Genomic DNA, 24,899 nt, shown 5'->3' with positions numbered 1-24,899 from the left:
TTTCATTGCGTGAGGTGCCGTTCTCGATCACGCCGGACAGTGCCTTTTTTTATCCACATGAGGGTGTTCAGGGTGCATTGAACATGCTGCTTGTGGCGCTGCGAAGTGGTGAAGGTTTTCTGAAGATTGTGGGCGAAGTGGGTTGTGGCAAGACAGTGCTGTGTCGGCAACTGTTGAACACACTCCAGGGCGAATGCGTGACCGCTTACATTCCCAATCCGGACATGGGGCCCGACGACTTGCTGATGGCCTTGATCACCGAATTGGGCATTGATATTTCGTCGCAACTCAGCCACCAGAAATGGACGCGACACACATTGCTCAGTACCTTGCAGGATGCGCTGCTTCAGCATGCCCAGGAAGGCCGACGCGTGGTAGTTTGCATTGATGAAGCACAAGCTATTCCCGTTCGCACGGTCGAGAGTCTGCGTTTGCTGTCCAACATGGAAACCGAAAAACGCAAGTTGCTGCAACTCGTTTTGCTGGGACAGCCTGAACTTGATGACAAACTGGCCCTGCCCGAAATTCGCCAGCTATTGCAACGCATCACGTTCAGCGAGTACCTGGGCCCGATGCTGCCCGGCAGGGTACCTGGTTACCTTGAACACCGTCTGGCGACTGCTGCATTGAGCGACGCGACGGATGTTCAGGTATTCGAGCCCGCTGCGGCCAGGCAGATGGCCCGCTTGAGTCGTGGGGTTCCGCGGCTTATCAATGTCATGGCGCACAAATGTTTGATGCTGGCCTATGGCGAAAACGTGCACCGTGTGAGTATGCAGCATGTTCGCGTGGCTGCGGCCGATACACCGGGTGTCAGTCAATCAAGGGTGCAATGGGGCTCGTGGCGGGCAGCCTGGCGTAAATTCAAGGCACTTGGTTTGAACGCACCAGTGCGGACCTTGCAGGACGATGATGTGGGAGGCTCTCGGTGAGTGTGATCAATAAAATGCTGCGTGACCTTGACCGCCGACAGGTAGGCGGCTCAACGCAGGTTCAAACACCAGCTCCCCGGACCGGTCTTGTCCGTGACACCCACGTGATCCGTGACTCCGGGCCGTCCAGTCGACGTGCAGGTCATTCCGGATTGGGGCGTTTGTTGATGGGGCTGCTGATAGTGGCCGGTTTGGCTGTGGCATTGCGGTGGTATCTGACGCCGAAAGAGCCTGTGCAAACCTCCATTGTCAGTAAGAACGAGCTTGCAGCCGTACCCGTACCCGTACCCGTACCCGTACCCGTACCCGTTGCCGTTGCCGTTGCCGAGCCGCTCACGGCTCAAGCAACTCCTCAGCCAGAAGCCCCCCGGTCAGTTGCCAATCCTGTGCGCATGGGGCGCAGTACCATGGCCTTGAAGATGGAAAACCTCTTGAGTCAGGCTCCGGAAATGGAGGCACCCGCCAAGCCCATTTCTACGGTCGCCCAAGGCGGTATATCGGATCTGTCGCCTCAGGGCCGTGCAGTCAAAGAAAAGCACGCTGAGTCAGTGCCTGTCCTTGGGGTTCATTCGCCCCTAACAACGGCAGCAATTCCAGGCCCTTCAAGTCCGGTCAACTCACCGATTCCCGCCAGCACATCAGGCACTTCGCGTCCATCGCCGTCATTTGAGGCCTTGGCACAAGCGCAAAGCTTGTGGAATTCTGGATCTAAGGAGGCCGCCATGGACCTGTTGCACGAAGCGCTGGCGTTGGCTGAACAGTCGCCAGCGGTTAGCCCTGCTGCGTTGAGCTCCCTGGCCCGTGAGTTGGCGCGCATGGAGTTGGCGCAAGGCCGTGTCAGCCAGGCGCTGGACATGCTGACGCGGCTGGAGCCCGCTTTATCAGGCTCCGCAGATGTTTGGGCGTTGCGTGGCAATGCAGCGCAACGCTTGGGGCGTCATCAGGAGTCCGCTGCGGCTTATCTGATGGCGTTGAAGTTTCGACCTGACGAACCTCGTTGGATGCTTGGCGCGGCAGTGTCGTTGGCAGCGCAAGGGCAAACCGCCAGCGCCGCCGAGCTTGCGGAAAAGGCTCGCGCAGGCGGTGTTCTCACTCGTGAGGTCGCGGCCTATCTTCGGCAACTGGATGTTCCCCTGCGTGAGCGCTGAAGGCTATATTTTTATCCACCGCAAGCAATTTCATGCTCAAACGAATTAACGTCAATCAGCTCGTTTTGGGCATGCATCTCAAGGAGTTCTGCGGCTCCTGGATGGAGCATCCTTTCTGGCGTTCAGGGTTCGTTTTGATCGATCCCAAGGATCTGAAGGCCATTTTGGCCAGCAGCATCAAAGAGGTGTGGATTGATTGCGACAAGGGTCTGGATGTTCCTGCTGGTGAGTCTGCTGTTTCAGAAGCAGAGTCCGAAGCCCAGGTTGATGCTGAACTCCAGCAGGTGGTTGATGTGCAACGCCAGATTGCACCTGTTTCTGCCGCGCAGGAGATTGAACGTGCCGCTCAAATCTGCCATCAGGCAAAACAGGCTGTGGTGTCCATGTTTGAAGAAGCGCGCATGGGCAACACGGTGGACGTGGGTGGTGCCAAGCAGTTGGTCGAGGAAATCTCAGATTCGGTGGCGCGCAATCCCGGCGCACTGATCAGCCTTGCCCGGCTCAAGACCGTTGACGATTACACCTATTTGCACTCTGTAGCCGTGTGCGCCATGATGGTAGCTCTCGCCAGACAGTTGGGGTTGGACGAAGCGCAGACACGCTCGGCTGGTTTGGCTGGCTTGATGCACGATCTGGGAAAAACCGTCATGCCAATGGCTGTGTTGAACAAGCCTGGCAAACTGACGGATGAAGAATTTGCCATTATCAAGAGTCACCCGGTCGAGGGTCACCGGATGTTGCTTGCCGGAGACAATGTCGATCCCATCGTGTTTGATGTTTGCCTGCATCATCACGAGAAGACAGACGGTTCGGGTTACCCCAAAGGCTTGAAGGGCGACGAGATCAGTATCTTCGCCAAAATGGGCGCCGTGTGCGACGTGTATGACGCCATCACCTCCAACCGACCTTACAAATCCGGCTGGGATCCTGCGGAGTCTTTGCGCAAAATGGCTGAGTGGGCAAACGGGCATTTTGACCCCAAGGTGTTTCAGGCATTTGTGAAGAGCATGGGAATTTATCCCGTCGGCTCACTGGTTCGACTAACCTCCGGGCGCATCGGCGTGGTGATGGAGCAGACCGGAAAATCATTGACAACACCCTGCGTGAAAGTGTTCTTTTCGACCAAATCGAATATGCGTATCCTGCCTCAAGTCATCGACTTGTCGCGCGCTGATGCCACTGAAAAAATTGCGGGTCGCGAAGACCCTGCCAAATGGCGATTCCCTGACCTCAACGAATTGTGGTCGGGTTTGCCGCCAGTGGTCTGGTAATTCCTTTTACTGGCCTTTTTGATATTGCGTAGTACCAAAAAGGCCGTCGCGCCTCCTACGGCCTGCCTCAGCAGCCGCGTGTAATCGGCATTTCAATGGGTTTGGGGTTGACGGCGTATTTCCCCAGTTCCATCTTTGCAATGGAGTTGCGATGCACTTCGTCCGGGCCATCTGCAAAACGCAACGTACGGGCGTTGGCGTAGGAGTAGGCCAACGGGAAGTCATCGCACATTCCACCTCCGCCATGCACTTGCATCGCCCAGTCAATGACCTGACATGCCATGCTCGGTGCCACAACTTTGATCATGGCGATTTCGTTTTTGGCAAATTTGTTGCCCGCCATGTCCATCATCCAGGCAGCTTTGAGCGTCAGCAGGCGAGCCATATCGATTTTGCAGCGCGACTCTGCGATGCGTTCTTGCGTGACGGTTTGAGACGCTACAGTCTTGCCGAAAGCCACGCGTGAGGACGCCCGCTTGCACATCAGCTCCAGTGCCCGTTCAGCCAGTCCAATCAGTCGCATGCAGTGGTGAATGCGACCAGGTCCGAGACGACCTTGGGCAATTTCAAAGCCACGGCCTTCGCCAAGAAGAATGCTGGACACGGGCACCCGAACGTTCTCGAACAGGATTTCCATATGACCGTGGGGTGCATCGTCATAACCCATCACATTCAGGGGACGCACGACAGTAATACCCGGCGTATTGGCTGGAACCAGCACCATGCTTTGCTGTGAGTGGCGGGGCGCATCGGGGTTGGTTTTTCCCATGGTGATGTAGATGGCGCAACGTGGATCGCCTGCGCCGGATATCCACCACTTGCGCCCGTTGATGACGTAGTCGTCGCCCTCGCGTTCAATGCGGGTTTCAATGTTGGTGGCGTCGCTGGAGGCCACGTCCGGTTCCGTCATGGCAAAGGCTGACCTGATTTTTCCTTCGAGCAGAGGCTTGAGCCAGCGGGCCTTGTTTTCTTCCGACCCATAACGGGCAATGGTTTCCATGTTGCCGGTGTCAGGCGCTGAGCAGTTGAACACTTCACTGGACCACATGACGCGGCCCATGATTTCGGCCAGTGGTGCATATTCCTGATTTGTCAGCCCCGCGCCGGTGTAGCCAGAGGCTGCTGCACTGTCCACCGGCAAAAATAGGTTCCACAAGCCGGTCGCCTGAGCTTTTACCTTGAGGTTTTCGATGGTTTGCAAGGGCGTCCAGCGTTTGCCGGCGGCCGTATTGGCTTCAATTTCAGCATGGTATGCACTTTCTGCCGGATAGATGAATTCATCCATGAATGCCTGCAGTTTGCCTTGAAGCTCTTTTGTCTTGGGTGAATAGTCAAAGTCCATGGAATCTCCTGTTGTGTCGGTTGAGAAGAGGGTGTGCCCGGCGCTAGGCTTGTTGTGCAAATTTCCAGGCCATCTGCGCCAGTGGTTTGGCGCCAGCCGCGGAACTGACCGCCTGCGCGCTGGCGGCGGTGCCCGCTTCCACGCGCTTGGCAATCCCTTGCAGAATGGCCGCAATGCGAAACATGTTGTAAGCCATGTAAAAATTCCAATCGGTTTTGAGGGCCTCGGGGGTGGCCAGGCCGGTGCGTTCGCAGTAGCGGCGGATGTACTCGTCTTCAGTCGGAATACCCATACGGGTGACGTCGAGCCCGCCAATGCCCCGGAATGCGCCAGGAGGAATGTGCCAAGCCATGCAGTGATAGCTGAAGTCAGCGAGCGGATGCCCCAATGTTGAAAGCTCCCAGTCCAGTACCGCCACAATGCGCGGCTCGGTGGGATGAAACATGAGGTTGTCCAACCGGTAGTCGCCGTGCACGACACTCACCATGTGCTCGGCCCGAGCCATGGCGGGGATGTTTTGCGGTAGCCATGCCATGAGCTGGTCCATTTCGGGAATCGGCTGGGTGATGGACGCCACGTACTGCTTGCTCCAGCGGCCAATCTGGCGTTCAAAATAATTGCCGGGCTTGCCATAACCAGCCAGACCACGCTCGGCGAACTTGACGGTGTGCAGGGCGGAAATGACGCGGTTCATCTCGTCATAAATGGCGCCGCGCTCACTGTTGCTCATGCCCGGCAGGGTTTGGTCCCAGAGGATGCGACCCGGCATGAATTCCATCACGTAGAAGGCGCGGCCAATGACGGATTCATCCTCACACAGGCAGTACATGCGGGGCACGGGTACATCGGTGCCCTGCAGGCCGCTCATTACCGCGTATTCGCGTTCTACGGCGTGGGCCGAAGGCAGCAGTTTGGCCACCGGACCCGGCTTGGCCCGCATGACGTAGCTCTGCGTCGGGGTGTTAAGTTTGTAAGTGGGGTTGGACTGCCCACCTTTGAATGACTCGATGGTCAAGGGTCCGGCAAACCCGGGCAGATTGATATCAAGCCAGGCGGACAAGGTGGCCACATTGAGCGCGTGTTTCTCGGATACGGGCTGGGTGCCTTTGAAATGGTCAAAGTCGCTCATGGTGGGTTCTTTCCTTCCAGGTTCTATTTGTCAGATTCAATGATGCGCATCAGGGCGTCGCGGTTGCGAATCACCAGACCGCCCGGCTCAATGCGAATGGCGTCTTCGCGCTCCATGGATTTAAGTTCCTGGTTGACGCGTTGGCGGGATGCGCCCAGCAACTGTGCCAACTCTTCCTGGGCCAACTGCAGCCCAATGCGCACTTCGGATCCATCGCTAAGAGACGGTACGCCGTAGCTGCGCACCAGGTGCAGCAACTGCTTGGCCAGCCGTGCCCGCAAGGGCAGGGTGTTCAAGTCTTCCACCAAGCCGAAGAGCTGCCGGATGCGCCGTGATTGCAGGCGCAACAATGCCTCGTAAAGCTCTGCATGCGCGGCCAGAATTTTCTTGAAGTCGGCTCGGGCCACACACAGAATGGTGCTGTCGCCGTGTGCGTAGGCATCGTGCGTCCGTCGGTCGCCGTCGAAGATGGCGACGTCGCCGAACCAGATACCCGGCTCTACATAAGTCAGCGTCACCTGTTTGCCTGATATGGACGTTGAACTCACCCGGACGGCGCCACGCGCACAGGCAATCCACTCGTCTGGCGGCTCGCCGCGGGCACAAATCAAGTCGCCGTCCTTGTATCGTTTGACGTAAGCACATCGCAGTATGTCGTGTCTGAGGGAGGGTGAAAGGGTTGAAAACCAGCGACCTGAATTGATCGCCTCTCGTTCATCGATGGTAAGAATAGGTTCAATCATGGTCTGTCTTTTGGGTGACTGAAAATGGTCCCATTGTCACGCTTGGGACCCCTGGGCAGACGAGGCAGTGTCGCCTGCGTGTCTGCGTTGGCATGGTGAAGGTTACGCACGAAATGGTCACGTTCGTGTCCGAGCTGGTTAATCAGCGTCGTGTCGTCCAACTGATGGAGCAGCGTCTTGATGATGGTCAACGCGTTCCCCGCGCATCAATAACTCGGCGACAAGTTTGGGGAAAGCACGGATCGCCCTCATGTGCCAGCCTTCAATACCTTGCGCTGTTGCGCTTGAGTTCGGCGGTCATGGTGACGTATTTCTATTCTTCTTCGTGCAACAGGCTCAGACCAATGGCACCACGTCGTCGCAACCACGGACTGGGGCGATAACGCGGGTCCCCGTAAACGGTTTGCATGTTGAACAGCACCTCCAGCATATTGGTCGGACCGTATAGATTGCCCATGGCCAGCGGCCCCATAGGGTAGCCCAGGCCCAGAGTCACCGCAGTTTCCAGGTCTGCGGGCGAGCAGATGCTTTGCTGGCACATGTCGGAGGCAATGTTGACGATGGTCGCAACCACCCGCTGGGTCACGAACCCGCCACTGTCCCGAATAACACTGACCGCCTTGCCATCACGTGCCATCAAGGCATGGGCCGCCCGGCGCATATCAGTCCGGGTCGCCGGATTGGTGGCCAGCACGCGGCGACGTGTGGTCGCGTCGTCGACCAGCATGTCAATACCAATCGTGCGCGCGGGATCGAGCCGCTCAACGACGGCCACGGTGGTCATGTCAAAGCCCAGCGGAGCGACCAGGGTGAGGGCCATGGGTGAGGGGGCCGCGCCTGTTTCGATCCTGGCGCCCAGATTTTTGAGCAATAGCAGCAACTCGGCACGGCGGGAGGCGCGCGGTGAAACCCACACGGGCGGCATCTCATCGACTTCAGGTACCGGGGGCTCCGGGCTGATCTGTGCCAGGCCCGCTTCATACCGGTAAAAGCCTTCACCCACTTTTTTCCCCAACAGGCCCGCGGCCAGCCGTTGAGCCGTGATGACACTGGGCCGATACCTCGGCTCCTCATAGTATTGGCGATAAACCGATTCCATCACAGGGTGGGAGACGTCCAGTGCGGTCAGGTCCATCAGTTCAAACGGGCCGAGTTTGAAGCCGATCTGGTCTTTCAGGATACGGTCAATCGTGGCGAAGTCCGTTACTCCTTCGCTGACGATTCGCAAGGCTTCGGTGCCATAACCGCGACCAGCGTGATTGACAATAAAGCCTGGCGTATCCTGAGCTTGCACTGGTGTGTGCCCCATTTGACGGGTATAAGCGGCCAGATCTGCACAGACGCCTGGACTGGTCTTGAGGCCGGCAATGACCTCCACGACCTTCATCAAAGGGACCGGGTTGAAGAAATGAAAGCCTGCAAACTGTTCAGGACGTTTGAGGCGTGCGGCGATCGCTGTGACTGAAAGCGACGAAGTGTTGGTGACCAGCACCGTGTCTGGCCGTACCATCGCCTCAAGTTCGGCAAACAGGTTCGCCTTGACGTCAAGACGCTCAATCACCGCTTCGATGATCAAATCGCAGCCTGCGAGATCACTCAGCGCATTGGCGCAGAGCAGCCGCGATTTGTAGGCCGCCGCCTGCTCACCCGCCAGTCGCCCTTTTTCACATAGCTTGTCCCACTGAGTGCAAACGGCATGCTGTGCAGTACGGATGGCGTCAATTTGGGTGTCAAACAAACGAACCTCGCTGCCTGCCTGTACCGCAATTTGGGCAATACCACGCCCCATCGCTCCTGCTCCCACAATGCCGATACGGGAAAAATTTGGTTTCATCGTGTGAATTATGGCCGCTTGTTCACGGTCATTGAAGCCTGTTCCGTGTGAGAAAATATTCGTCATGACCTTTTTACCCAAGCTCCAATCCCTGTTGGCAGGCTGGGCACTGCTTTGCGGCACGGCCTCCAGTCTGGCGCTGACCTTGGGGCCGGTAAGCGGCGTGGCACTCGTTGGCAGACCGCTGGATTTGAGTGTTCAGGTCAGGTTTCAGCCAGATGAAGATGTATCGGCATTTTGTTTCGACGCCGACGTTTTTTATGCCGACACGCGCCAGGATACCTCTCGCGTTAAAGTGATTTTCGTGTCTGGCGCCGCCGCCACTGTTGCGAATGTGCGTGTGATGTCTTCGACCTTGATTGACGAGCCAGTCGTTGCCGTCAATTTGCGCGCAGGCTGTTCACAGAAGACGTCGCGTCGTTATGTATTGCTGGCAGACTTTCCAAGTGAGATGTCACTCCCCGCCACCTCTGCCGGGCCAGTGCCCAAGGTGGTGGCCAAGGCAGAAGCCTCGCAATCTGCGCCTGATGTTGTAAAACAAAAGCCGCTCGTGGCCGTCACCGCAGCGAAGCCTGTCGAATTACGCGTGCCAGTCGCAGTGGCCCGGTTCAAGCCAGCCCCGCTACCTCAATTGGTGGAGAAGAAACTGGTGGGTAAATCCCGCTTGCAGCTTGACGCATTTGAGTCTTTTCCCGGCAGCGATTCCGGCCTCAAGTCGAGTCCCGAGCTGTTGACATCCCCCACCGACAGCGTGGAGCGGAGAGCCGAAGCGACTGCCTGGTGGCTGGCATTGAACCGGTCTGCCCAGGACGTGCTGCGTGATTCAGCCAGAACTCAGGGGTTGGAGGAAAACCTGCTCACCTTGCGTGCCCTGGCTGCCAAAAATCAGGCGAGTCAGACGGATTTGATCAACCAGCTGCAACAAGTGGAGTCGCAGCGGTATTCCTCGTCATTGGTGTACGGTCTTCTTGGCTTGTTGTTGTTCACACTTGGCGGTGTGGTTTACCTGTGGCTCCGACAACGTCGTCAACTGGCGCAGTCGCAGGACTGGTGGCGCGAATCGCAAATGGCCGAAGAGTTTCAGGCACCAACGAATGCCAGCCTCGAAAGATTTGATATGACCTATGTGCCAGGGCTTCCGGGCGTGAAGGGGGCGGTGCGCGCGTCTGCCGAAGTCGACCTGGAGTTGAATTCGCTGCTGGCCTCAATTGATAGCCCCTTGCAACCGCCTACGATCCCGGCGGTCATGCCAGGCCAGCAGGTTGCGGCGTTGGATTTTCCTATATCGGAGCGGGGTCGTGACTTTGGGCACAGCATCGCTGGCTCCACGCTGACCTCCAATACCCAGGAACTGTTCGACACCCGCCAACAGGCCGATTTCTTTGTCGCACTGGCGCAGTATGACAAGGCTGTTGAGGTACTCGAGCGTTGTATTCATGGTGGTGGCGAGTCGTCACCGATGGTGTACATGGACCTGTTAAAACTGTTGCACATGATGAACAGAAAAGACGATTTCCAAAACCTGCGCCTGCATTTCAGCAGGCTGTTCAGTATCCATGCAGCTGAGTTTGCGGGGATGAACGCTGAACTCAACGCACTGGATGCCTGAGAGATTTTTGATCCGCCGTTTTAAAAGTTATGCTGGCAGCGCGTTCGTCCAAATAGTCCCGCGTTGGCTCAACGGCGTACTTGCAGGGCGCCTGGATTGACGATATTCGTCGGCGTGCCTTTGATGAAGTTGATGACGTTGTCAAAGGCGGCGCCAAAATACAGCTCGTAACTGTCTTGCTCTACATAGCCGATGTGGGGTGTGCAGATGCAGTTCTCCAGCCGCAGCAGGGCGTGTCCCTGCAAAATGGGCTCGGTTTCAAAAACATCCACCGCCGCCATGCCAGGCCGGCCCCGGTTGAGGGCGCCAATCAAGGCGTCGGGTTCGATCAGTTCAGCGCGAGAGGTGTTGACCAGCAGGGCCGTTGGTTTCATTCGGGCCAGATCGTCCAGACGGACAATGGCCTGGGTGTTGTCGGTCAGGCGCAGATGAAGCGAGAGCACATCGCATTGCTCAAAAAATTCATCCCGGGTGGTTGCTGCTTCAAAGCCATCCATCACCGCTTTTTCTCGGGATGCTTCTCGCCCCCAGACCAGCACTTTCATGCCGAACGCCTTGCCATAGCCGGCGACGAGTTGCCCTATCTTGCCGTAACCCCAGATCCCTAGTGTCTTGCCGTTGAGGACCATGCCGACACCAAAGTTTGGTGGCATGGAACCCGACTTCAAACCGGACTGTTGCCACACGCCATGCTTCAGGTTGCTGATGTAGTGTGGCAGCCGACGCATGGCGGCCATGATGAGTGCCCAAGTGAGTTCGGCAGGGGCTACGGGTGACCCAGAGCCTTCTGCCACCGCAATACCACGCTCGGTGCAGGCGGTGATGTCGACGTGCGGGCCTACGCGGCCGGTTTGCACAATCAGTTTGAGTTTGGGGAGTTTTTCCACCAACTGACGTGTCATGTGAGTCCGCTCGCGGTTCAACACAATCACATCGGCATCCTTGAGCCGAACAGATAACTGACCCAAACCCTTAACCGTGTTGGTGTAAACCTTGGCCTGGTAGGCTTCCAATCTCACCGCGCAGTCGAGCTTTCTAACGGCGTCCTGGTAATCATCAAGAATCACAATATTCATAGAGTGATATTGTGCCTCGGCAATCTGGGTGATTTGGGCGCGACCTCTAACTTACCTCTGGTTACCAAGCGCTATTTGTGTCTGGTTTCAGTGAAGTGCTGCTTCACGCGCTGCAAGGCGGTCGAGCTCGGCACAAACATCGGCCATTCGGCCAGAAATCAGCATGCGCCCTACATGGGCTGGTGCCTGGTCGGCTTCCAGAATGCGGACCACTCGGAGTGGGCGACGCAACGAGGGACTGCCCGTTTTGGCGGTCTCGGGTGGCGTGAACTCATTGAGACGAAGTGCAACATTGACAGGGGCGATTCTTTCACGGGTTGGAATCGGCATCAGCCAGCGCCACAGGCCATGCAAAGGGGCAAAAACTCCGGGAACAGCAGACAGGGCAGTGCTCATTTGGAACCTTTCTGTGGATGTTTACATCAGCATGGTGTTACGAATCAAACCAACGGCCAGACCTTCAATTTCAAATGGCTCACCGGGCTCTACCACGATGGTTTGGTAGTCCGGGTTTTCAGGGTGCAACTCAATCACATCCTTGTTGCGCCGAAAGCGTTTGACGGTGACTTCATCCCCCAGGCGGGCGACCACAATCTGCCCATTCTTGGCGTCTCGGGTGGACTGCACGGCGAGCAGGTCGCCGTCCATGATGCCGGCGTCGCGCATGGACATGCCCCGCACTTTCAGCAGGTAGTCCGGCCGATGCTGAAAGAGGCTGTTTTCCAGGTAGTAGGTCTGGTCGATATGCTCTTGCGCGAGAATAGGAGAGCCCGCGGCTACCCTCCCAATCAGTGGCAACATCAGTTGCGCCATGCCGGGCAGCGTGAGGGAGTACTGCTTGCTGCGCGATTCATTGATAGATCGCAGGGTGTCACTTTTGAGGCGAATGCCGCGTGAGGTGCCGCTGACCAGTTCAATGACGCCTTTGCGTGCGAGTGCCTGCAGGTGTTCTTCCGCGGCATTGGCCGACTTGAAGCCCAGCTCGGTGGCAATTTCAGCCCGGGTAGGCGGTGCGCCAGTGCGGGAGATGGCACTCTGGATGAGTTCCAGAATTTGCTGTTGGCGGGCGGTGAGTTTCGGGCTTTCAAGCATGGCGACTCCTTGGAGGTAGGTGGGTCAGACTGTGATAACAACTGTGGGTTCATACACACTGTCTTGATATCCAGTAGCTGTATTTTTAACCAGTTTTTGAAAGTATGCAAGTGAGTCCAACAAATAGTTCAGAGCGGCTGGTGGTTTTGGGCACAGGCGGCACGATTGCCGGCACCGCTGCCCAGGCCGCCGACAACGTGGGTTACACGGCGGCACAGGTGGGCGTGCAGGTCTTGCTCGATGGCGTTCCGGGGCTGTCGGGGGTGCTGGCCGGCCGCACCTTGCTGGCCGAGCAGGTGGCGCAAATTGACAGCAAGGACATGAGTTTTGCGGTGTGGCAGCAACTGGCGTTGCGGGTGAACCACCATTTGGCGCAGGCGGACGTGAGAGGGGTGGTGATCACTCACGGCACAGACACGCTGGAGGAGACGGCCTTTTTCCTGCACGCAGTCTTGGCGCCGTCATTGCTGGCGCGCAAGCCAGTGGTGTTGACCTGCGCCATGCGGCCAGCCTCCAGTTTGGCGCCTGACGGTCCCCAGAACATGATGGATGCGGTGGCGGTGGCGGTGACGCCTGGGGCACACGGGGTGCTGGTGGTGTGTGCCGGCACCATTCATGGCGCAGTGGATGTGCAAAAAGTCCACACCTACCGGGTGGATGCCTTCAACTCAGGCGACATGGGGCCGCTGGGGTTTGTGGAGGAGGGGTGTGCTCGACTTTCACGAAATTGGCCTGTAGCCCACGTCAATAGTGCGGAAGTAGCTATTGAAAAGATAGCGCCTGCAGGGTTGCCGCGTGTTGAGATTGTGATGAATTTCGCAGGGGCCAGCGGCGCCATTGTGGACGCCTTGTTGCGCCCAGGCGCCCAGTCGGATGGCTGGACACCCTTGCGGGGGCTGGTGGTGGCCGCCACCGGCAACGGCACCATCCATCAGGATCTTGAAGCGGCGCTGATCAGGGCTCAGGCGGTGGGGGTCAAGGTGGTGCGTGCCAGTCGTTGTGCAAACGGTCGTGTGTTGCCAGCGCCGGGACATGCCATCGTTGATTCCCAAGGGCTGTCTCCGGTCAAGGCCCGGGTCGCCCTGATGCTGGAACTGCTGGCGACCTGATGGACGCCAGCAATCGAGGTCAGTTTGCCAATGCCTCGAAGGCGCGGGCCTTGATTTCTTCCACGCTGCCGGTGCCACTGATGGCGCGGTATTGAGGAGCATGGGTTGGGTCTGTTTTGGCCCATCCGGAGTAGTAGTCCACCAGAGGACGCGTCTGGGCGCTGTAGACGTCCAGACGTTTCTTCACAGTTTCTTCCTTGTCGTCTTCGCGCTGGATTAACGCCTCACCCGTGACATCGTCCACACCAGCCACTTTGGGTGGGTTGAACTTGACGTGGTAAGTGCGACCTGACGGAGCGTGTGATCGGCGTCCGCTCATGCGCTCAACGATGGCGTCAAACGGCACATCGATTTCAAGTACGAAGTCGAGCTTGACGCCGGCCGCCTTCATGGCGTCAGCCTGGGGAATGGTGCGTGGGAAGCCATCAAACAGGAAACCCGCTGCGCAGTCAGGCTGTGCAATGCGTTCTTTCACCAGGTTGATGATCAGGTCGTCGCTGACCAAGGCGCCTGCGTCCATGACTTTTTTGGCCTCAATACCCAGGGGTGTGCCCGCTTTGACCGCAGCGCGCAGCATGTCGCCTGTGGAGATCTGTGGAATGCCGTATTTCTGGCAGATGAAAGTGGCTTGTGTGCCTTTGCCAGCGCCGGGCGCGCCCAGAAGAATGAGTCTCATGAATGTCCTTGGATTTATTGAAAATCAGGCAGCAGGGTCGTAGCTTTGTTCGGGCCAATCGACCTGCTTCGTTTCCTTCGAGAATAGCACGCGTCAGCTTGTGCCTGCCTTACATGACCGGCCGTTCAGGAACTGAATAAACGCCGTACCCGCTCCAGGTCTTCGGGCGTGTCAACGCCCGGTCCTGGCGCGTGGGCTGCGACATGAACTGCGATGCGGTGGCCATGCCACATGGCACGCAGTTGCTCCAGCGCTTCCGTGATTTCTAGGGGGGCCTGGGCCAGCTTGGGGAATTGCCGCAAAAAGCCAACCCGGTAACCGTAGATGCCAATGTGGCGCAAGGGCGCCGGACTGGGCAGGGCGGGGCCCGGCTGATCGCGCCAGTGTGGAATGGGGGCCCGGCTGAAGTACAGGGCCAATCCCCGGGCATCCGTCACCACTTTGACCACATTGGGGTTGAGAAAGTCAGCCAGTTGATCGATGGCATGCGCGGCCGTGCTCATGCTGGCTTCGGGCCGATCGGAGAGCAACTGCGCTACGGCGCCGACCAGTGACGGGTCAATCAGGGGCTCATCACCTTGCACGTTGACCACGATTTCATCATCGCCCAGGCCCAGCAGCTCACACGTTTCGGCCAGGCGGTCACTGCCCGACGGGTGGTCGATACGGGTCAACAAGGCCTCAATGCCATGGGATTGGCAGGCCCTGATGATCTCGGGGCTGTCGCCTGCCACCACCACCCGGACTGCGCCTGCGGCGCTTTGCACTTGCATGACGCGTTGGGCGACGCGCACCACCATGGGCGCACCGCCAATGTCGGCCAGCGGCTTGTTCGGCAGACGTGTGGAGGCGAGGCGGGCTGGAATGAGTACCGTGAAGCTCAAAGCCCGAGCTCCTCATCGGTGAGCGTGCGCGCCTCGTTCTCCAGCAGGATCGGGATGCCGTCGCGCACCGGGTAAGCCAGGCGCGCGCTGCGGGAGGTTAGTTCCTGCTTGTCCCGGTCATAGGCCAAGGGGCCTTTGGTGACGGGGCAAACAAGCAATTCAAGTAGTCGTGTGTCCATGGGCAGATGATAACTTTGGGTTCAGTGGCGGGCGGCCAGCAAGGGCGCCAACAGCGTGTCGAGTTGGTTGAGGAAGGCCTTCTCGGGCGTGAAGACCAGCGGCACAGCGAGCGCGTCGATTTTTTTGTGCCACAGCTTGACGGCATCTTTTTCAGTGCAAATCACGGTGTAGCCCAGGTATTCATTGCGGGTCCAGCTATCAAAATCATAGTGATCCGGCAACGCAAGGGTGCGCGCCAGAGGCAGGCCCTGGGCGCGCAGCATGGTGAAGAAGTCGTCGGGCTTGGCGATGGCTGCCAGGGCCAGCAAGGGCTTGACAGGCGCCTTCATCAGCGCGCTCAGTTCAATCTGGTCACCATCGGCGCGCAGGGCGTAAGGGGCGAGCTGACGTTGGGCGGTGAACCCGGCAAATGCCGGATGGGCGCCGGTGTGCAACACCAGGTTGACCGCACGCGGCCAGGGCTCGCGCAAAGGCCCGGCGGGTAACAAAAAACCGTTGCCAATGCCCCGGTCATCAAACACGCAAATTTCCAGGTCGCGGTGAAGCGCCAGGTGCTGCAGCCCATCGTCGCAAACAATCACCTGGGTGGCCGGGTAGCGCGCCAGCAGTGCCGTGGCTGCCTCAACACGCCGGGCCGCCACAAACACGGGCGCCGAGGTGGCGCGCTTGATCAATGCCGGTTCATCGCCCACATCCGATGGGGGGCTGTCGGCCAGCACTTCATGGCTATCGGTTGACTGGCGTCCATAACCACGGGAGACGACCCCGACCTGCAGACCTTGGGCCTGCAGGTGACGCACCAGCGCCATGACGACCGGTGTCTTGCCAGAGCCGCCAGCGACCACATTGCCCACCACAATGACGATGGCCGGAACGCGTTGGCTTTTGAGCCAACCGGCCCGGTACAGGGCGCGGCGCAGCGCGGCCAAGGCGCCAAACAAGAGGGCCAGCGGCAGCAGCAGCCACGCCAGCCAGCCCCTGTGGGTCCAGGCGCGAGTCACGGCGCGCTGCCATGCTGGCAATTGCGCGCCGCTCATGGCCTTATGGGGTCCCGTTGTGGGACGACGACTGGGTGGCAAAGGTGATCTGTGTCAGCCCCGAGCGGCGGGCGGCTTCCATCACCGTGACCACGGCTTGGTGCTTGGCGCTGGCGTCGGCACTGATGATCACCACCGACTCTTTGCCGGCCTTGGCGCCATCCAGCAAGGCGGCAGCCAGCGCGTTCAGGCTGCGGCCCTCGACGGGAACTTTGTTGACGGCATAGGCGCCATCGCTGGTGACGGTCACCACCACTTCTTTGGGGTAGTCGCGCTGTGCATCGGCGTCGGCCACGGGCAGTTTGAGTTGCAGTTCGGTGAACTTGCTGTAGGTCGTAGACAGCATCAGAAAAATCAGGACCACCAGCAACACGTCAATGAACGGAATCAGGTTGATTTCCGGCTCTTCACGCGAACGGGTGCGAAAGTTCATGCTCATTTGCGCAAGGTGTTGAGGTGGCGGGCCAACCGTTCAGAAGCGAGCTCCAGCGTCAACAGGTATTCGTCCACCCGGGCCCGAAAGTAGCGCCAGAAAATGAGCGCAGGGATGGCCACGATCAGGCCAAACGCGGTGTTGTACAGCGCAATCGAAATGCCGTGCGCCAGTTGCGCCGGGTTACCCCCCGTGGCGCCGCCGGGGGCGGTCTGCGAGCCAAAAATCTCGATCATGCCGACCACGGTACCAAACAAACCCATCAATGGTGCTGCGGATGCAATCGTGGCCAGGGCGCTCAAATAACGCTCCAGCCGGTGGGCTACCACGCGTCCGGCACCTTCCATTGAGGAACGCAGGTCGGCCTCGCTGCAGCGCGGATTGGCGTTCAGCGCCCGGAAGCCGCTGGCCAGCACTTCACCCAGGGCCGAGTTCTTTTCGAGCTGGGTCACGACATCGGGGGCCGGTACTGACGTGCGTGACACGGCCAACGCCTCGTCCAGCAATTTGGGTGGGGCGACCTTGGAGGTCTTCAGGCTGATGAAGCGCTCAATAACCAGTGCCAACGCCAGAATGGAGCAGGCGACCAAGGGCCAGATCGGCCAGCCAGCCGCTTGTATGATTGAAAACAAATTGAATCTCCGCGCAGATGAAATGCGCAGAGATTATCGCCCACCCACCTCTTTGTTTGGACGCGATCCGCGCAGCGGGCAACCGCGGCACGAACACGAAGCTCACACGGCGTTCACCCACAAAATATGTGGATAACTTTGTGAGTAAGTGTGCTGCGAGGGGCCATCAAGCCACGCCGGCTGGGCCCTGTGACAGATTGATGACTATTTAAGCAATAAAAAACCCAATGAAATCAAGCACTTGCAACACAACATCAGGCTTTCCAGCGGGCTTTGCCCCAGGCTTGGCTGTAGGACGCCCGCTGTGGAGTACTTTGCCGACTCCACGTGCGCGCACCCGTGGATTCCATGATGTCTGAGTTCAAATCTGCCGCGGTGGCGCCTCGCGTCTGGCCGGTGGGTGCCCTGTGTCGTGCCATTGCGGATGCGCTGGAAGCGCGTTTCAACCCGGTGACGGTGCGTGGCGAGATCACGGGTTTTTCCCGAGCATCCAGCGGGCACTGCTACTTTTCGCTCAAAGACGAAAGCGGGCAGATCCGCTGTGCCATGTTCCGCCGTGCGGCCACCTTGATGGATTTTTCGCCGCGTGACGGCGAGTTGGTCGAAGTGCGGGGGCGCCTGGGGGTGTACGAAGCGCGGGGAGACCTGCAGCTGATTGTCGAAAGCATGAGCCGGGCCGGGCAGGGCGCCTTGTTTGAGCAGTTTCTCAAACTCAAGGCCAAGCTGGAGGGTGAGGGCCTGTTCGATCCGGCCCGCAAACGGGCCTTGCCTTTGATGCCGCGCGGCATTGGCGTGGTGACCTCACTGGGTGCAGCGGCTTTGCATGACGTCATGACGGCGCTACAGCGGCGCGTGCCCCACATTCCGGTGGTGGTGGCCCCGGCCTTGGTGCAAGGCGCCAGCGCGCCTGGCGATCTGGTCAAGGCGCTATCAAATCTATATCTGCTTGCGCACGTGGATCAAGGGCTGCAGCCCGATTCTCCTAAAAAATCAAAAAAGAAAACCGAAACGGCTGCGCCCATCATTGACGTGATCCTGCTGGTGCGTGGCGGCGGCTCCATGGAAGACCTGTGGGCTTTCAATGACGAGCAACTGGCCCGCACCTTGGCGCAAAGCCCGGTGCCCGTCGTCTGCGGTGTCGGGCACGAGACCGACTTCACCATCGCCGATTTTGTGGCCGACCTGCGCGCGCCTACGCCCACGGCGGCGGCCGAGCTGGTGGCCCAGCCCCGCGATGTCTGGCTGGGCGCCCTGGATCTGATGGCGCGGCACCTGCAAGACGCGGTGTTTCGCCAACTGGACCAGCAAAGCCAGCGGCTGGACCTGACCGCTTCCCGTCTGGCGCGACCCTCGGCACTCGTGGGGCGCCAGCGCCTCCGGCTGGCGTCCAGCGCGCAGCGCCTGCAGTCGTCATCGCTGCATTTTTTGAAACAAAAACAGCAGAACCTGCTGCAGTTGCAAGCGGATCTGCCCGTTGCAATGCAACGCGGTTTGACCCGCAAAGGCGATCGGCTGCACCGTGCCGCGTTGCGTCTGGGCCTGCTCGACCCCTCGCTGGTGCTGCAACGTGGTTACGCCTGGCTGACCAGCGGCGAAGGCGAGACCCTCACCAGCGTGCAGCAAACCCACCCGGGCCAGCAGGTGCGCGCCACCCTCGCGGACGGCGAGGTTGATTTGACTGTGTCACATGGCGCGTGAACAAAGTTTCTACAATCCCATTTCCAACCAACAAACTCAAGAGGATCTCCATGGAACACACCCTGCCCCCCCTGCCTTACGCGATTGATGCCCTGGCCCCCAGCTACTCCCAGGAAACCCTGGAGTACCACCACGGCAAGCACCACAACGCCTATGTGGTGAACCTCAACAACCTGCAAAAAGGGACCGAGTTCGAGAGCATGACCCTGGAAGAGATCATCAAGAAATCCTCCGGCGGTGTGTACAACAACTCCGCTCAAATCTGGAACCACACCTTCTTCTGGAGCTGCATGAAGCCCAACGGCGGCGGCGAGCCCACCGGCGCGCTGGCAGCCGCCATCAATGCCAAGTGGGGCACTTACGCCGCCTTCAAGGAAGCGTTCGTGAAATCGGCCGTGGGCAACTTCGGTTCCGGCTGGACCTGGCTCGTCAAGAAGGCCGATGGTTCTGTGGACATCGTCAACATGGGTGCAGCTGGCACGCCGCTCACCACCGCTGACAAGGCTTTGCTGACCGTGGACGTGTGGGAGCATGCCTACTACATCGACTACCGCAACATGCGTCCCAAGTTCGTTGAGACTTTCCTCGAGAAGCTGGTGAACTGGAGCTTTGCTGAAGCCAACTTCGCCTGAAGTTTGCAGCCATGAAAAAGCCACCCCATCTCGGGTGGCTTTTTTTGTGTCTTTTTAGGCTGTAGCCCCCGTCAATCATGCGGGAGTAGCTATTAAAAAAAGAGCATTAGCGGGGTTCAAATGGTTGACCACCCAGCTTGGCTCCGGCCTTGATGCTTTTCTTGGCGAACCAGCCCAGGTTCATTTCCAGCACATAGCGCACGGGCTGGGTTGAACAGTGGGCCTCCGTGGTTTGTGGCTTCATGTCGGCGAGGTTGACGATGGTGCCGTCGTCCGCCACAAAGGCCGCGGTCAAGGGCAGCAGGGTGTTTTTCATCCAGAAACATTGTTGTGCTGTTTGTTCAAAAACAAAAAGCATGCCCTCGGTCTGCGGCATCTCCTTGCGGTACATCAGACCGGTTGAGCGCTGCTCTGGCGTCGCGGCCACCTGGGTGTCGATCAAGTGCATGCCAGCCGAGAGCTTGATGCGGGGCAGGTCCAGCTGAGGCGCGTTTTGCGCGTGGCTCATACCTGACATGAGCGCTGCCAACCCGAGGAGTCCAATTGCATATTTTTTCATGGCGCTATTCTGACGCAAGGGGCTGGTTGGCCGGACTTGTCAGGAATCTCCAAATATTTCGGAATAGAATAAAAATCGACTTGTAACCAGTGTCTAGCACAAATTTAGGCTGATTCTGGCTCGAAAAATCCTGCAAATTGAATCCATTCATGGAGATACCGCTACATGTACCAGCATATCAAGGTGCCCTCAGAAGGCCAAAAAATCACCGTCAATGCCGACATGTCTCTGAACGTGCCCGATCAGCCGATCATCCCGTTCATTGAAGGCGACGGTACCGGCCAGGACATCACCCCCGTGATGCTGAAGGTGGTGGATGCTGCGGTGGCCAAGGCCTATGGCGGCGCCAAGAAGATCCACTGGATGGAGGTTTACGCCGGTGAAAAGTCGACCAATGTGTATGGCCCTGACGTCTGGCTACCCGAAGAAACCCTGCAGGTATTGCGCGAGTATGTGGTGTCGATCAAAGGTCCGCTGACCACGCCTGTGGGCGGTGGCATTCGCTCTCTCAACGTGGCGTTGCGCCAGGAACTTGATTTGTATGTGTGCCTGCGCCCCATCCAGTATTTCAAGGGTGTTCCATCGCCCGTGAAAGAGCCGGAAAAAACCAATATGGTCATCTTCCGTGAAAATTCGGAAGACATCTACGCGGGTATCGAGTTCGAAGCCGAGTCCGACAAGGCCAAGAAGCTCATCAAGTTTCTGCAGGATGAAATGGGCGTCAAGAAGATACGTTTCCCCAACACGTCCGGCATCGGCATCAAGCCCGTTTCCATTGAAGGCACCGAGCGTCTGGTGCGCAAGGCCTTGCAGTACACCATCGACAATGACAAGCCCAGCCTGACCATCGTGCACAAAGGCAACATCATGAAGTTCACCGAAGGTGGATTCCGTGATTGGGCCTACGGTCTGGCACAAAAAGAATTCGGTGCCGAGTTGATTGATGGCGGTCCCTGGATGAAATTCAAGAACCCCAAGACTGGCAAAGAAATCATCGTCAAAGACGTGATCGCCGATGCGTTCTTGCAGCAAATCCTGTTGCGTCCCGCCGAGTACAGTGTCATTGCCACGCTCAACCTGAATGGCGACTACGTGTCTGACGCGTTGGCGGCCCAGGTGGGTGGGATCGGCATTGCCCCGGGTGCCAACCTGTCGGATTCGGTGGCCTGCTTTGAAGCCACCCACGGCACAGCGCCCAAGTACGCTGGCAAAGACTATGTGAACCCTGGTTCTGAGATTCTGTCTGCCGAAATGATGCTGCGCCACATGGGGTGGACGGCGGCCGCGGACCTGATCATCAGCTCGATGGAGAAGTCCATTCTGAGCAAAAAGGTGACCTACGACTTTGCCCGCCTGATGGACGGTGCGACCCAAGTGAGTTGCTCAGGTTTCGGGCAGGTCATGATCGACCACATGTGATTTGTCGGGTCCCGGATGGGGGAGGTTGAAGGTCTTGCCCCCGTTGCAACCGCTCTGGCCGGATGGCCTGGAGCGGTTTTTTTCTTTGTATTGCTTGAAAGTAGTGAAACTGTCACCAATTCTGGTTGGTGCTGCAGTGCTCAGACACCCTCGGTAGAATGAAAGCATGGCAACCAAACCCCCTGTAACCCCCCCCGCTCCACCCATTCGTCAACCCGACCGCGATGAGGGCGGCTCTGTCGTCCTGGAGCGGCGAACACAGAAGACCAAACCACCGCAGATGTATCAAGTTGTCATGCTGAATGACGATTACACACCCATGGAGTTTGTTGTTGTTGTGATCCAGGAATTTTTCGGCAAGGACCTGGAAGCGGCGACGCAAATCATGCTCAAGATCCATCTCGATGGCAAAGGCGTTTGCGGGGTTTATTCCAAGGATGTGGCTGCAACCAAGGTGGATCAGGTGCTCGATGCTGCAGCCAAAGCAGGGCACCCGTTGAAATGCATTAGCGAGCCTGTTGATTTCTAGGCAGATGATGGCATCTGAGCAGAATTGGTATTGAAATCGGATTACAGTTAAACATCAAAACAAGGCTTTAAAAGGAAATCACATGATTGCCCAAGAATTGGAAGTCAGCCTTCATATGGCGTTTGTTGAGGCGCGTCAACAGCGTCACGAGTTCATCACGGTTGAGCATTTGCTGCTCGCCTTGCTGGACAACCCCAGTGCAGCAGAAGTACTGCGGGCTTGTTCGGCCAACATCGACGACCTGCGCAAGTCGCTCTCGAACTTCATCAAGGACAACACGCCTCAGGTGGCCGGGTCTGATGATGTGGATACCCAGCCTACGCTTGGTTTCCAGCGGGTGATTCAGCGCGCCATCATGCATGTGCAGTCCACTGGCAGCGGCAAGAAGGAAGTCACCGGTGCCAACGTGTTGGTCGCCATTTTTGGCGAGAAAGATTCGCATGCCGTGTATTACCTCCATCAGCAAGGCGTGACGCGTCTGGATGTGGTTAATTTCATTGCACACGGCATTAAGAAAAACGACCCGCCTGAAACGGGGAAAACCAGCGAGAGCCAGCCAGAGAATGACGAGTCGGGCGGCGAGAAAAACGAAAAGCAGTCACCGCTGGAGCAATACACCGTCAACTTGAATCAACTGGCCAAGGACGGCAAGATTGATCCCTTGATCGGGCGTGAATACGAGGTCGAGCGCGTCATCCAGATTCTGTGCCGCCGGCGCAAGAACAACCCGCTGCTGGTGGGTGAAGCTGGTGTGGGCAAGACGGCCATTGCCGAGGGCTTGGCATGGCGCATCACGCAAAAAGACGTGCCTGAGATTTTGGCTGAGTCGGTGGTTTATTCACTCGACATGGGCGCGCTGCTTGCCGGAACCAAATACCGGGGCGATTTCGAGCAACGTCTCAAAGGGGTTCTGAAATCGCTTAAAGACAGGCCCAACGCCGTGTTGTTCATCGATGAAATCCACACACTGATTGGTGCGGGCGCTGCTTCAGGCGGTACCTTGGATGCATCCAATCTTCTAAAGCCTGGCCTGAGCTCCGGCGCACTCAAATGCATTGGTGCGACAACGTTCACCGAGTACCGCGGTATCTTCGAAAAAGATGCAGCGCTGTCGCGCCGCTTCCAGAAAGTGGATGTTGTTGAGCCCACGGTTGAACAAACGGTGGAGATTCTGAAAGGATTGAAATCTCGCTTTGAAGAGCATCACAACGTCAAGTACGCCGTGGCGGCTTTGCAGGCTGCGGCCGAGTTGAGTGCCAAGTACATCAATGACCGTCATCTGCCTGACAAGGCGATTGACGTGATTGACGAGGCTGGTGCTGCACAGCGCATCCTTCCGCCTTCCAAGCGCAAGAAAATCATCAGCAAGACAGAGGTGGAGGAAATTGTGGCGAAGATCGCCCGCATCCCGCCAGCCAATGTCTCCAATGATGATCGCGGCAAACTCAAGACGCTGGAGCGTGACCTCAAAAATGTCGTGTTTGGTCAGGACAAGGCGATCGACATGCTGGCCTCAGCCGTGAAAATGGCGCGCTCAGGTTTGGGCAAAGGCGACAAGCCGATTGGTTCCTTCCTTTTCAGCGGACCTACGGGCGTTGGCAAGACCGAGGCCGCCAAGCAATTGGCCTACATCATGGGTATTGACCTGATTCGCTTTGACATGAGCGAGTACATGGAGCAGCATGCGGTGAGCCGCTTGATCGGCGCACCTCCGGGCTACGTCGGGTTTGACCAGGGAGGTCTGCTGACCGAGGCAATCACGAAAAAACCGCATTGCGTGTTGTTGCTTGATGAAATCGAGAAGGCGCACCCTGCCATTTTCAACGTGCTCCTGCAGGTTATGGACCACGGCACGCTGACGGATAACAACGGCCGTAAAGCTGACTTCCGCAACGTCATCATCATCATGACGACCAATGCTGGTGCGGAGTCCATCAACAAGACGGTGATGGGCTTCACCAACGTGCGTGAATCGGGTGACGAGATGGCGGATATCAAACGCCTGTTCACACCGGAATTCCGCAATCGTCTTGATGCTGTGGTCAGCTTCAAGGCGCTGGATGAGGTTGTCATCATGCGCGTGGTCGACAAGTTCTTGCTGCAACTGGAAGCCCAGTTGGCAGACAAGAAGGTCGAGGTCACGTTCACCGACAAGCTGCGCAAGCACTTGGCCAAGAAGGGCTTTGACCCGTTGATGGGCGCCCGACCGATGCAGCGCCTGATTCAGGACACGATTCGTCGTGCGCTGGCTGATGAGTTGCTGTTTGGACGCCTCACCGATGGTGGTCGCCTGACCGTGGACCTCGATGACACGGACGAGAGTAAAACCGAGGTCTTGCTGGATATCCAGCCCTTGCCCAAGAAAGAGGGCAAGCCCAAGCCCGAGGCGCAGGAGGCGACCGCCGGTTAATTGGCGAATTGGGCGCGGATGGATTCCACCCGCGTCCGGTTCACGCCTAAGTCTTTGCGTCCCAGGCGGCTGGCTGAACGAACCTGAATGACATTGTTGGTTTTGTCGAGCCAAAATTCAATGTCGTCAGTGAATTTGAGCAGCGCTGTTGTGCATTGTGCGTAGATGTAATCAGGCTCACGTGTGATGACCACGGTACTGTCGGCCTGGGACAATAGCGTCGCGAGCCGTGTCATGGCCGCTTCCCCGTCCCCCTTGTAGGTGAGGGGCGCGATTCGCGCGTAATCTTTTTGTGGGTGTTCCGGATAAAAGTCGGCTTGGCTGCTGACACTGTTGGGATTTGACGAGGGCGGACTGAGCCGTCCCTCCTTGACACCCAAAGATTGAGGCACCTTGCCGGTCAGAAAACCAAGTTGCCCGGCACCCACCAATCCAACGGTGACCACCAAGACTACCAGGGCCGTCAAGGCGATCAAACTCGAGATTTTCATGTTTCGCTTTCTCTGAACTTGCCTCTTTTCCGAT

Annotated in this window: 25 protein-coding genes; 10 read left to right on the top strand and 15 right to left on the bottom strand. The window is 58.0% G+C overall.

Features of this window, described 5'->3' with window-relative positions; genetic code table 11:
• Positions 1 to 14: 14 nt before the first annotated feature.
• From AC097N_RS07020 to AC097N_RS07010, 3 genes are all read left to right on the top strand, one after another.
• The gene (locus tag AC097N_RS07020) at positions 15 to 932 is read left to right on the top strand and encodes an ExeA family protein (protein WP_479580181.1); all 918 of its coding nucleotides are present in this window, start codon (positions 15 to 17) and stop codon (positions 930 to 932) included.
• Positions 933 to 1,654: 722 nt separating this feature from the next.
• The gene (locus tag AC097N_RS07015) at positions 1,655 to 2,080 is read left to right on the top strand and encodes a tetratricopeptide repeat protein (RefSeq protein WP_479580180.1); all 426 of its coding nucleotides are present in this window, start codon (positions 1,655 to 1,657) and stop codon (positions 2,078 to 2,080) included.
• Positions 2,081 to 2,112: 32 nt separating this feature from the next.
• The gene (locus tag AC097N_RS07010; RefSeq protein ID WP_479580179.1) at positions 2,113 to 3,351 is read left to right on the top strand and encodes an HD-GYP domain-containing protein; all 1,239 of its coding nucleotides are present in this window, start codon (positions 2,113 to 2,115) and stop codon (positions 3,349 to 3,351) included.
• A 67-nt stretch (positions 3,352 to 3,418) separates the two neighbouring features.
• On the opposite strand, the gene AC097N_RS07005 is transcribed toward AC097N_RS07010, so the two are convergent.
• The 4 genes from AC097N_RS07005 to AC097N_RS06990 all read right to left on the bottom strand — a co-directional run bounded on the left by AC097N_RS07005 (position 3,419) and on the right by AC097N_RS06990 (position 8,399).
• Positions 3,419 to 4,693, bottom strand: a complete 1,275-nt coding sequence (locus AC097N_RS07005; RefSeq protein ID WP_479580178.1) for an acyl-CoA dehydrogenase family protein — start codon at positions 4,691 to 4,693, stop codon at positions 3,419 to 3,421.
• Positions 4,694 to 4,736: 43 nt separating this feature from the next.
• Positions 4,737 to 5,822 (bottom strand): phosphotransferase, encoded by a 1,086-nt coding sequence (locus AC097N_RS07000; RefSeq protein WP_479580177.1) that lies wholly within the window; start codon positions 5,820 to 5,822, stop codon positions 4,737 to 4,739.
• A 23-nt stretch (positions 5,823 to 5,845) separates the two neighbouring features.
• Positions 5,846 to 6,565: a Crp/Fnr family transcriptional regulator gene (locus AC097N_RS06995; RefSeq protein ID WP_479580176.1), complete on the bottom strand. Its 720-nt coding sequence runs from the start codon at positions 6,563 to 6,565 to the stop codon at positions 5,846 to 5,848.
• Positions 6,566 to 6,878: 313 nt separating this feature from the next.
• Positions 6,879 to 8,399 (bottom strand): 3-hydroxyacyl-CoA dehydrogenase, encoded by a 1,521-nt coding sequence (locus tag AC097N_RS06990; RefSeq protein ID WP_479580175.1) that lies wholly within the window; start codon positions 8,397 to 8,399, stop codon positions 6,879 to 6,881.
• A gap of 163 nt (positions 8,400 to 8,562) precedes the next feature.
• On the opposite strand from AC097N_RS06990, the gene AC097N_RS06985 reads away from it, so the two are divergent.
• Entirely contained in the window at positions 8,563 to 10,008 is a 1,446-nt protein-coding gene (locus AC097N_RS06985) for a hypothetical protein (protein ID WP_479580174.1), read from the top strand.
• Positions 10,009 to 10,076: 68 nt separating this feature from the next.
• Here the strand turns inward: AC097N_RS06985 and AC097N_RS06980 are convergent, their stop codons facing one another.
• The 3 genes from AC097N_RS06980 to lexA all read right to left on the bottom strand — a co-directional run bounded on the left by AC097N_RS06980 (position 10,077) and on the right by lexA (position 12,176).
• Positions 10,077 to 11,084 carry a D-2-hydroxyacid dehydrogenase family protein gene (locus tag AC097N_RS06980; protein ID WP_479580173.1) on the bottom strand — a complete coding sequence of 336 codons (1,008 nt, stop codon included), beginning with the start codon at positions 11,082 to 11,084 and terminating at the stop codon, positions 10,077 to 10,079.
• An 87-nt stretch (positions 11,085 to 11,171) separates the two neighbouring features.
• Positions 11,172 to 11,480, bottom strand: coding sequence for a hypothetical protein (locus AC097N_RS06975; RefSeq protein ID WP_479580172.1), 309 nt, complete (start codon positions 11,478 to 11,480; stop codon positions 11,172 to 11,174).
• 21 nt (positions 11,481 to 11,501) lie between these two features.
• Positions 11,502 to 12,176 (bottom strand): transcriptional repressor LexA, encoded by a 675-nt coding sequence (gene lexA, locus AC097N_RS06970; RefSeq protein ID WP_479580171.1) that lies wholly within the window; start codon positions 12,174 to 12,176, stop codon positions 11,502 to 11,504.
• A gap of 110 nt (positions 12,177 to 12,286) precedes the next feature.
• On the opposite strand from lexA, the gene AC097N_RS06965 reads away from it, so the two are divergent.
• Entirely contained in the window at positions 12,287 to 13,285 is a 999-nt protein-coding gene (locus tag AC097N_RS06965; RefSeq protein ID WP_479580170.1) for an asparaginase, read from the top strand.
• A gap of 19 nt (positions 13,286 to 13,304) precedes the next feature.
• Here AC097N_RS06965 and adk read toward each other — a convergent pair whose 3' ends face one another.
• The 6 genes from adk to AC097N_RS06935 form a co-directional block, all read right to left on the bottom strand.
• Complete coding sequence (gene adk / locus AC097N_RS06960) at positions 13,305 to 13,961, bottom strand: adenylate kinase (protein WP_479580169.1); 657 nt, start codon at positions 13,959 to 13,961, stop codon at positions 13,305 to 13,307.
• Positions 13,962 to 14,086: 125 nt separating this feature from the next.
• Positions 14,087 to 14,845 carry a 3-deoxy-manno-octulosonate cytidylyltransferase gene (gene kdsB, locus AC097N_RS06955; RefSeq protein ID WP_479580168.1) on the bottom strand — a complete coding sequence of 253 codons (759 nt, stop codon included), beginning with the start codon at positions 14,843 to 14,845 and terminating at the stop codon, positions 14,087 to 14,089.
• Positions 14,842 to 15,024, bottom strand: a complete 183-nt coding sequence (locus AC097N_RS06950; RefSeq protein WP_479580167.1) for a Trm112 family protein — start codon at positions 15,022 to 15,024, stop codon at positions 14,842 to 14,844. Before AC097N_RS06950 ends, kdsB begins: the two co-directional genes overlap by 4 nt.
• Positions 15,025 to 15,045: 21 nt before the next feature.
• Positions 15,046 to 16,062 (bottom strand): tetraacyldisaccharide 4'-kinase, encoded by a 1,017-nt coding sequence (gene lpxK / locus AC097N_RS06945; RefSeq protein ID WP_479580166.1) that lies wholly within the window; start codon positions 16,060 to 16,062, stop codon positions 15,046 to 15,048.
• 4 nt (positions 16,063 to 16,066) lie between these two features.
• Positions 16,067 to 16,495, bottom strand: coding sequence for an ExbD/TolR family protein (locus tag AC097N_RS06940; RefSeq protein WP_479580165.1), 429 nt, complete (start codon positions 16,493 to 16,495; stop codon positions 16,067 to 16,069).
• A gap of 2 nt (positions 16,496 to 16,497) precedes the next feature.
• Complete coding sequence (locus AC097N_RS06935) at positions 16,498 to 17,127, bottom strand: MotA/TolQ/ExbB proton channel family protein (RefSeq protein ID WP_479580164.1); 630 nt, start codon at positions 17,125 to 17,127, stop codon at positions 16,498 to 16,500.
• Between the two features lie 351 nt (positions 17,128 to 17,478).
• Here AC097N_RS06935 and xseA point away from each other — a divergent pair, with 351 nt between their 5' ends.
• Both xseA and AC097N_RS06925 read left to right on the top strand, forming a co-directional pair.
• Complete coding sequence (xseA, locus tag AC097N_RS06930) at positions 17,479 to 18,825, top strand: exodeoxyribonuclease VII large subunit (protein WP_479580163.1); 1,347 nt, start codon at positions 17,479 to 17,481, stop codon at positions 18,823 to 18,825.
• Between the two features lie 50 nt (positions 18,826 to 18,875).
• Positions 18,876 to 19,457: a superoxide dismutase gene (locus tag AC097N_RS06925; RefSeq protein WP_479580162.1), complete on the top strand. Its 582-nt coding sequence runs from the start codon at positions 18,876 to 18,878 to the stop codon at positions 19,455 to 19,457.
• Between the two features lie 106 nt (positions 19,458 to 19,563).
• Here the strand turns inward: AC097N_RS06925 and AC097N_RS06920 are convergent, their stop codons facing one another.
• Entirely contained in the window at positions 19,564 to 20,016 is a 453-nt protein-coding gene (locus tag AC097N_RS06920) for a DUF192 domain-containing protein (RefSeq protein ID WP_479580161.1), read from the bottom strand.
• 165 nt (positions 20,017 to 20,181) lie between these two features.
• Between AC097N_RS06920 and icd the strand changes: the two genes are divergently transcribed.
• From icd to clpA, 3 genes are all read left to right on the top strand, one after another.
• Complete coding sequence (gene icd / locus AC097N_RS06915; protein WP_479580160.1) at positions 20,182 to 21,435, top strand: NADP-dependent isocitrate dehydrogenase; 1,254 nt, start codon at positions 20,182 to 20,184, stop codon at positions 21,433 to 21,435.
• A 166-nt stretch (positions 21,436 to 21,601) separates the two neighbouring features.
• A complete protein-coding gene (gene clpS, locus AC097N_RS06910) occupies positions 21,602 to 21,964 on the top strand; it encodes an ATP-dependent Clp protease adapter ClpS (protein WP_479580159.1) in 363 nt (120 codons plus the stop codon).
• Positions 21,965 to 22,046: 82 nt separating this feature from the next.
• Positions 22,047 to 24,374, top strand: coding sequence for an ATP-dependent Clp protease ATP-binding subunit ClpA (clpA, locus tag AC097N_RS06905; protein ID WP_479580158.1), 2,328 nt, complete (start codon positions 22,047 to 22,049; stop codon positions 24,372 to 24,374).
• On the opposite strand, the gene AC097N_RS06900 is transcribed toward clpA, so the two are convergent.
• Entirely contained in the window at positions 24,371 to 24,865 is a 495-nt protein-coding gene (locus AC097N_RS06900; protein ID WP_479580157.1) for a DUF1499 domain-containing protein, read from the bottom strand. The genes clpA and AC097N_RS06900 overlap by 4 nt on opposite strands.
• Positions 24,866 to 24,899: the final 34 nt, after the last annotated feature.

This window comes from Rhodoferax sp. LS1R11, from assembly GCF_056521395.1.
Note: the sequence above shows the minus strand (reverse complement) of the source record. Positions and strands in the feature narration are given on the sequence as shown.

What these genes read in the sequence shown, in the direction of transcription:
- AC097N_RS07015 (WP_479580180.1), top strand. Translation starts at nt 1,655, where the DNA reads ATGGACCTGTTGCACGAAGCGCTGGCGTTGGCTGAACAGTCGCCAGCG.
- AC097N_RS07010 (WP_479580179.1), top strand. Translation starts at nt 2,113, where the DNA reads ATGCTCAAACGAATTAACGTCAATCAGCTCGTTTTGGGCATGCATCTC.
- AC097N_RS07005 (WP_479580178.1), bottom strand. Translation starts at nt 4,693, where the DNA reads ATGGACTTTGACTATTCACCCAAGACAAAAGAGCTTCAAGGCAAACTG.
- AC097N_RS07000 (WP_479580177.1), bottom strand. Translation starts at nt 5,822, where the DNA reads ATGAGCGACTTTGACCATTTCAAAGGCACCCAGCCCGTATCCGAGAAA.
- AC097N_RS06995 (WP_479580176.1), bottom strand. Translation starts at nt 6,565, where the DNA reads ATGATTGAACCTATTCTTACCATCGATGAACGAGAGGCGATCAATTCA.
- AC097N_RS06990 (WP_479580175.1), bottom strand. Translation starts at nt 8,399, where the DNA reads ATGAAACCAAATTTTTCCCGTATCGGCATTGTGGGAGCAGGAGCGATG.
- AC097N_RS06980 (WP_479580173.1), bottom strand. Translation starts at nt 11,084, where the DNA reads ATGAATATTGTGATTCTTGATGATTACCAGGACGCCGTTAGAAAGCTC.
- AC097N_RS06975 (WP_479580172.1), bottom strand. Translation starts at nt 11,480, where the DNA reads ATGAGCACTGCCCTGTCTGCTGTTCCCGGAGTTTTTGCCCCTTTGCAT.
- lexA (WP_479580171.1), bottom strand. Translation starts at nt 12,176, where the DNA reads ATGCTTGAAAGCCCGAAACTCACCGCCCGCCAACAGCAAATTCTGGAA.
- adk (WP_479580169.1), bottom strand. Translation starts at nt 13,961, where the DNA reads ATGAGACTCATTCTTCTGGGCGCGCCCGGCGCTGGCAAAGGCACACAA.
- AC097N_RS06950 (WP_479580167.1), bottom strand. Translation starts at nt 15,024, where the DNA reads ATGGACACACGACTACTTGAATTGCTTGTTTGCCCCGTCACCAAAGGC.
- lpxK (WP_479580166.1), bottom strand. Translation starts at nt 16,062, where the DNA reads ATGAGCGGCGCGCAATTGCCAGCATGGCAGCGCGCCGTGACTCGCGCC.
- AC097N_RS06940 (WP_479580165.1), bottom strand. Translation starts at nt 16,495, where the DNA reads ATGAACTTTCGCACCCGTTCGCGTGAAGAGCCGGAAATCAACCTGATT.
- xseA (WP_479580163.1), top strand. Translation starts at nt 17,479, where the DNA reads ATGTCTGAGTTCAAATCTGCCGCGGTGGCGCCTCGCGTCTGGCCGGTG.
- AC097N_RS06925 (WP_479580162.1), top strand. Translation starts at nt 18,876, where the DNA reads ATGGAACACACCCTGCCCCCCCTGCCTTACGCGATTGATGCCCTGGCC.
- AC097N_RS06920 (WP_479580161.1), bottom strand. Translation starts at nt 20,016, where the DNA reads ATGAAAAAATATGCAATTGGACTCCTCGGGTTGGCAGCGCTCATGTCA.
- icd (WP_479580160.1), top strand. Translation starts at nt 20,182, where the DNA reads ATGTACCAGCATATCAAGGTGCCCTCAGAAGGCCAAAAAATCACCGTC.
- clpS (WP_479580159.1), top strand. Translation starts at nt 21,602, where the DNA reads ATGGCAACCAAACCCCCTGTAACCCCCCCCGCTCCACCCATTCGTCAA.
- clpA (WP_479580158.1), top strand. Translation starts at nt 22,047, where the DNA reads ATGATTGCCCAAGAATTGGAAGTCAGCCTTCATATGGCGTTTGTTGAG.
- AC097N_RS06900 (WP_479580157.1), bottom strand. Translation starts at nt 24,865, where the DNA reads ATGAAAATCTCGAGTTTGATCGCCTTGACGGCCCTGGTAGTCTTGGTG.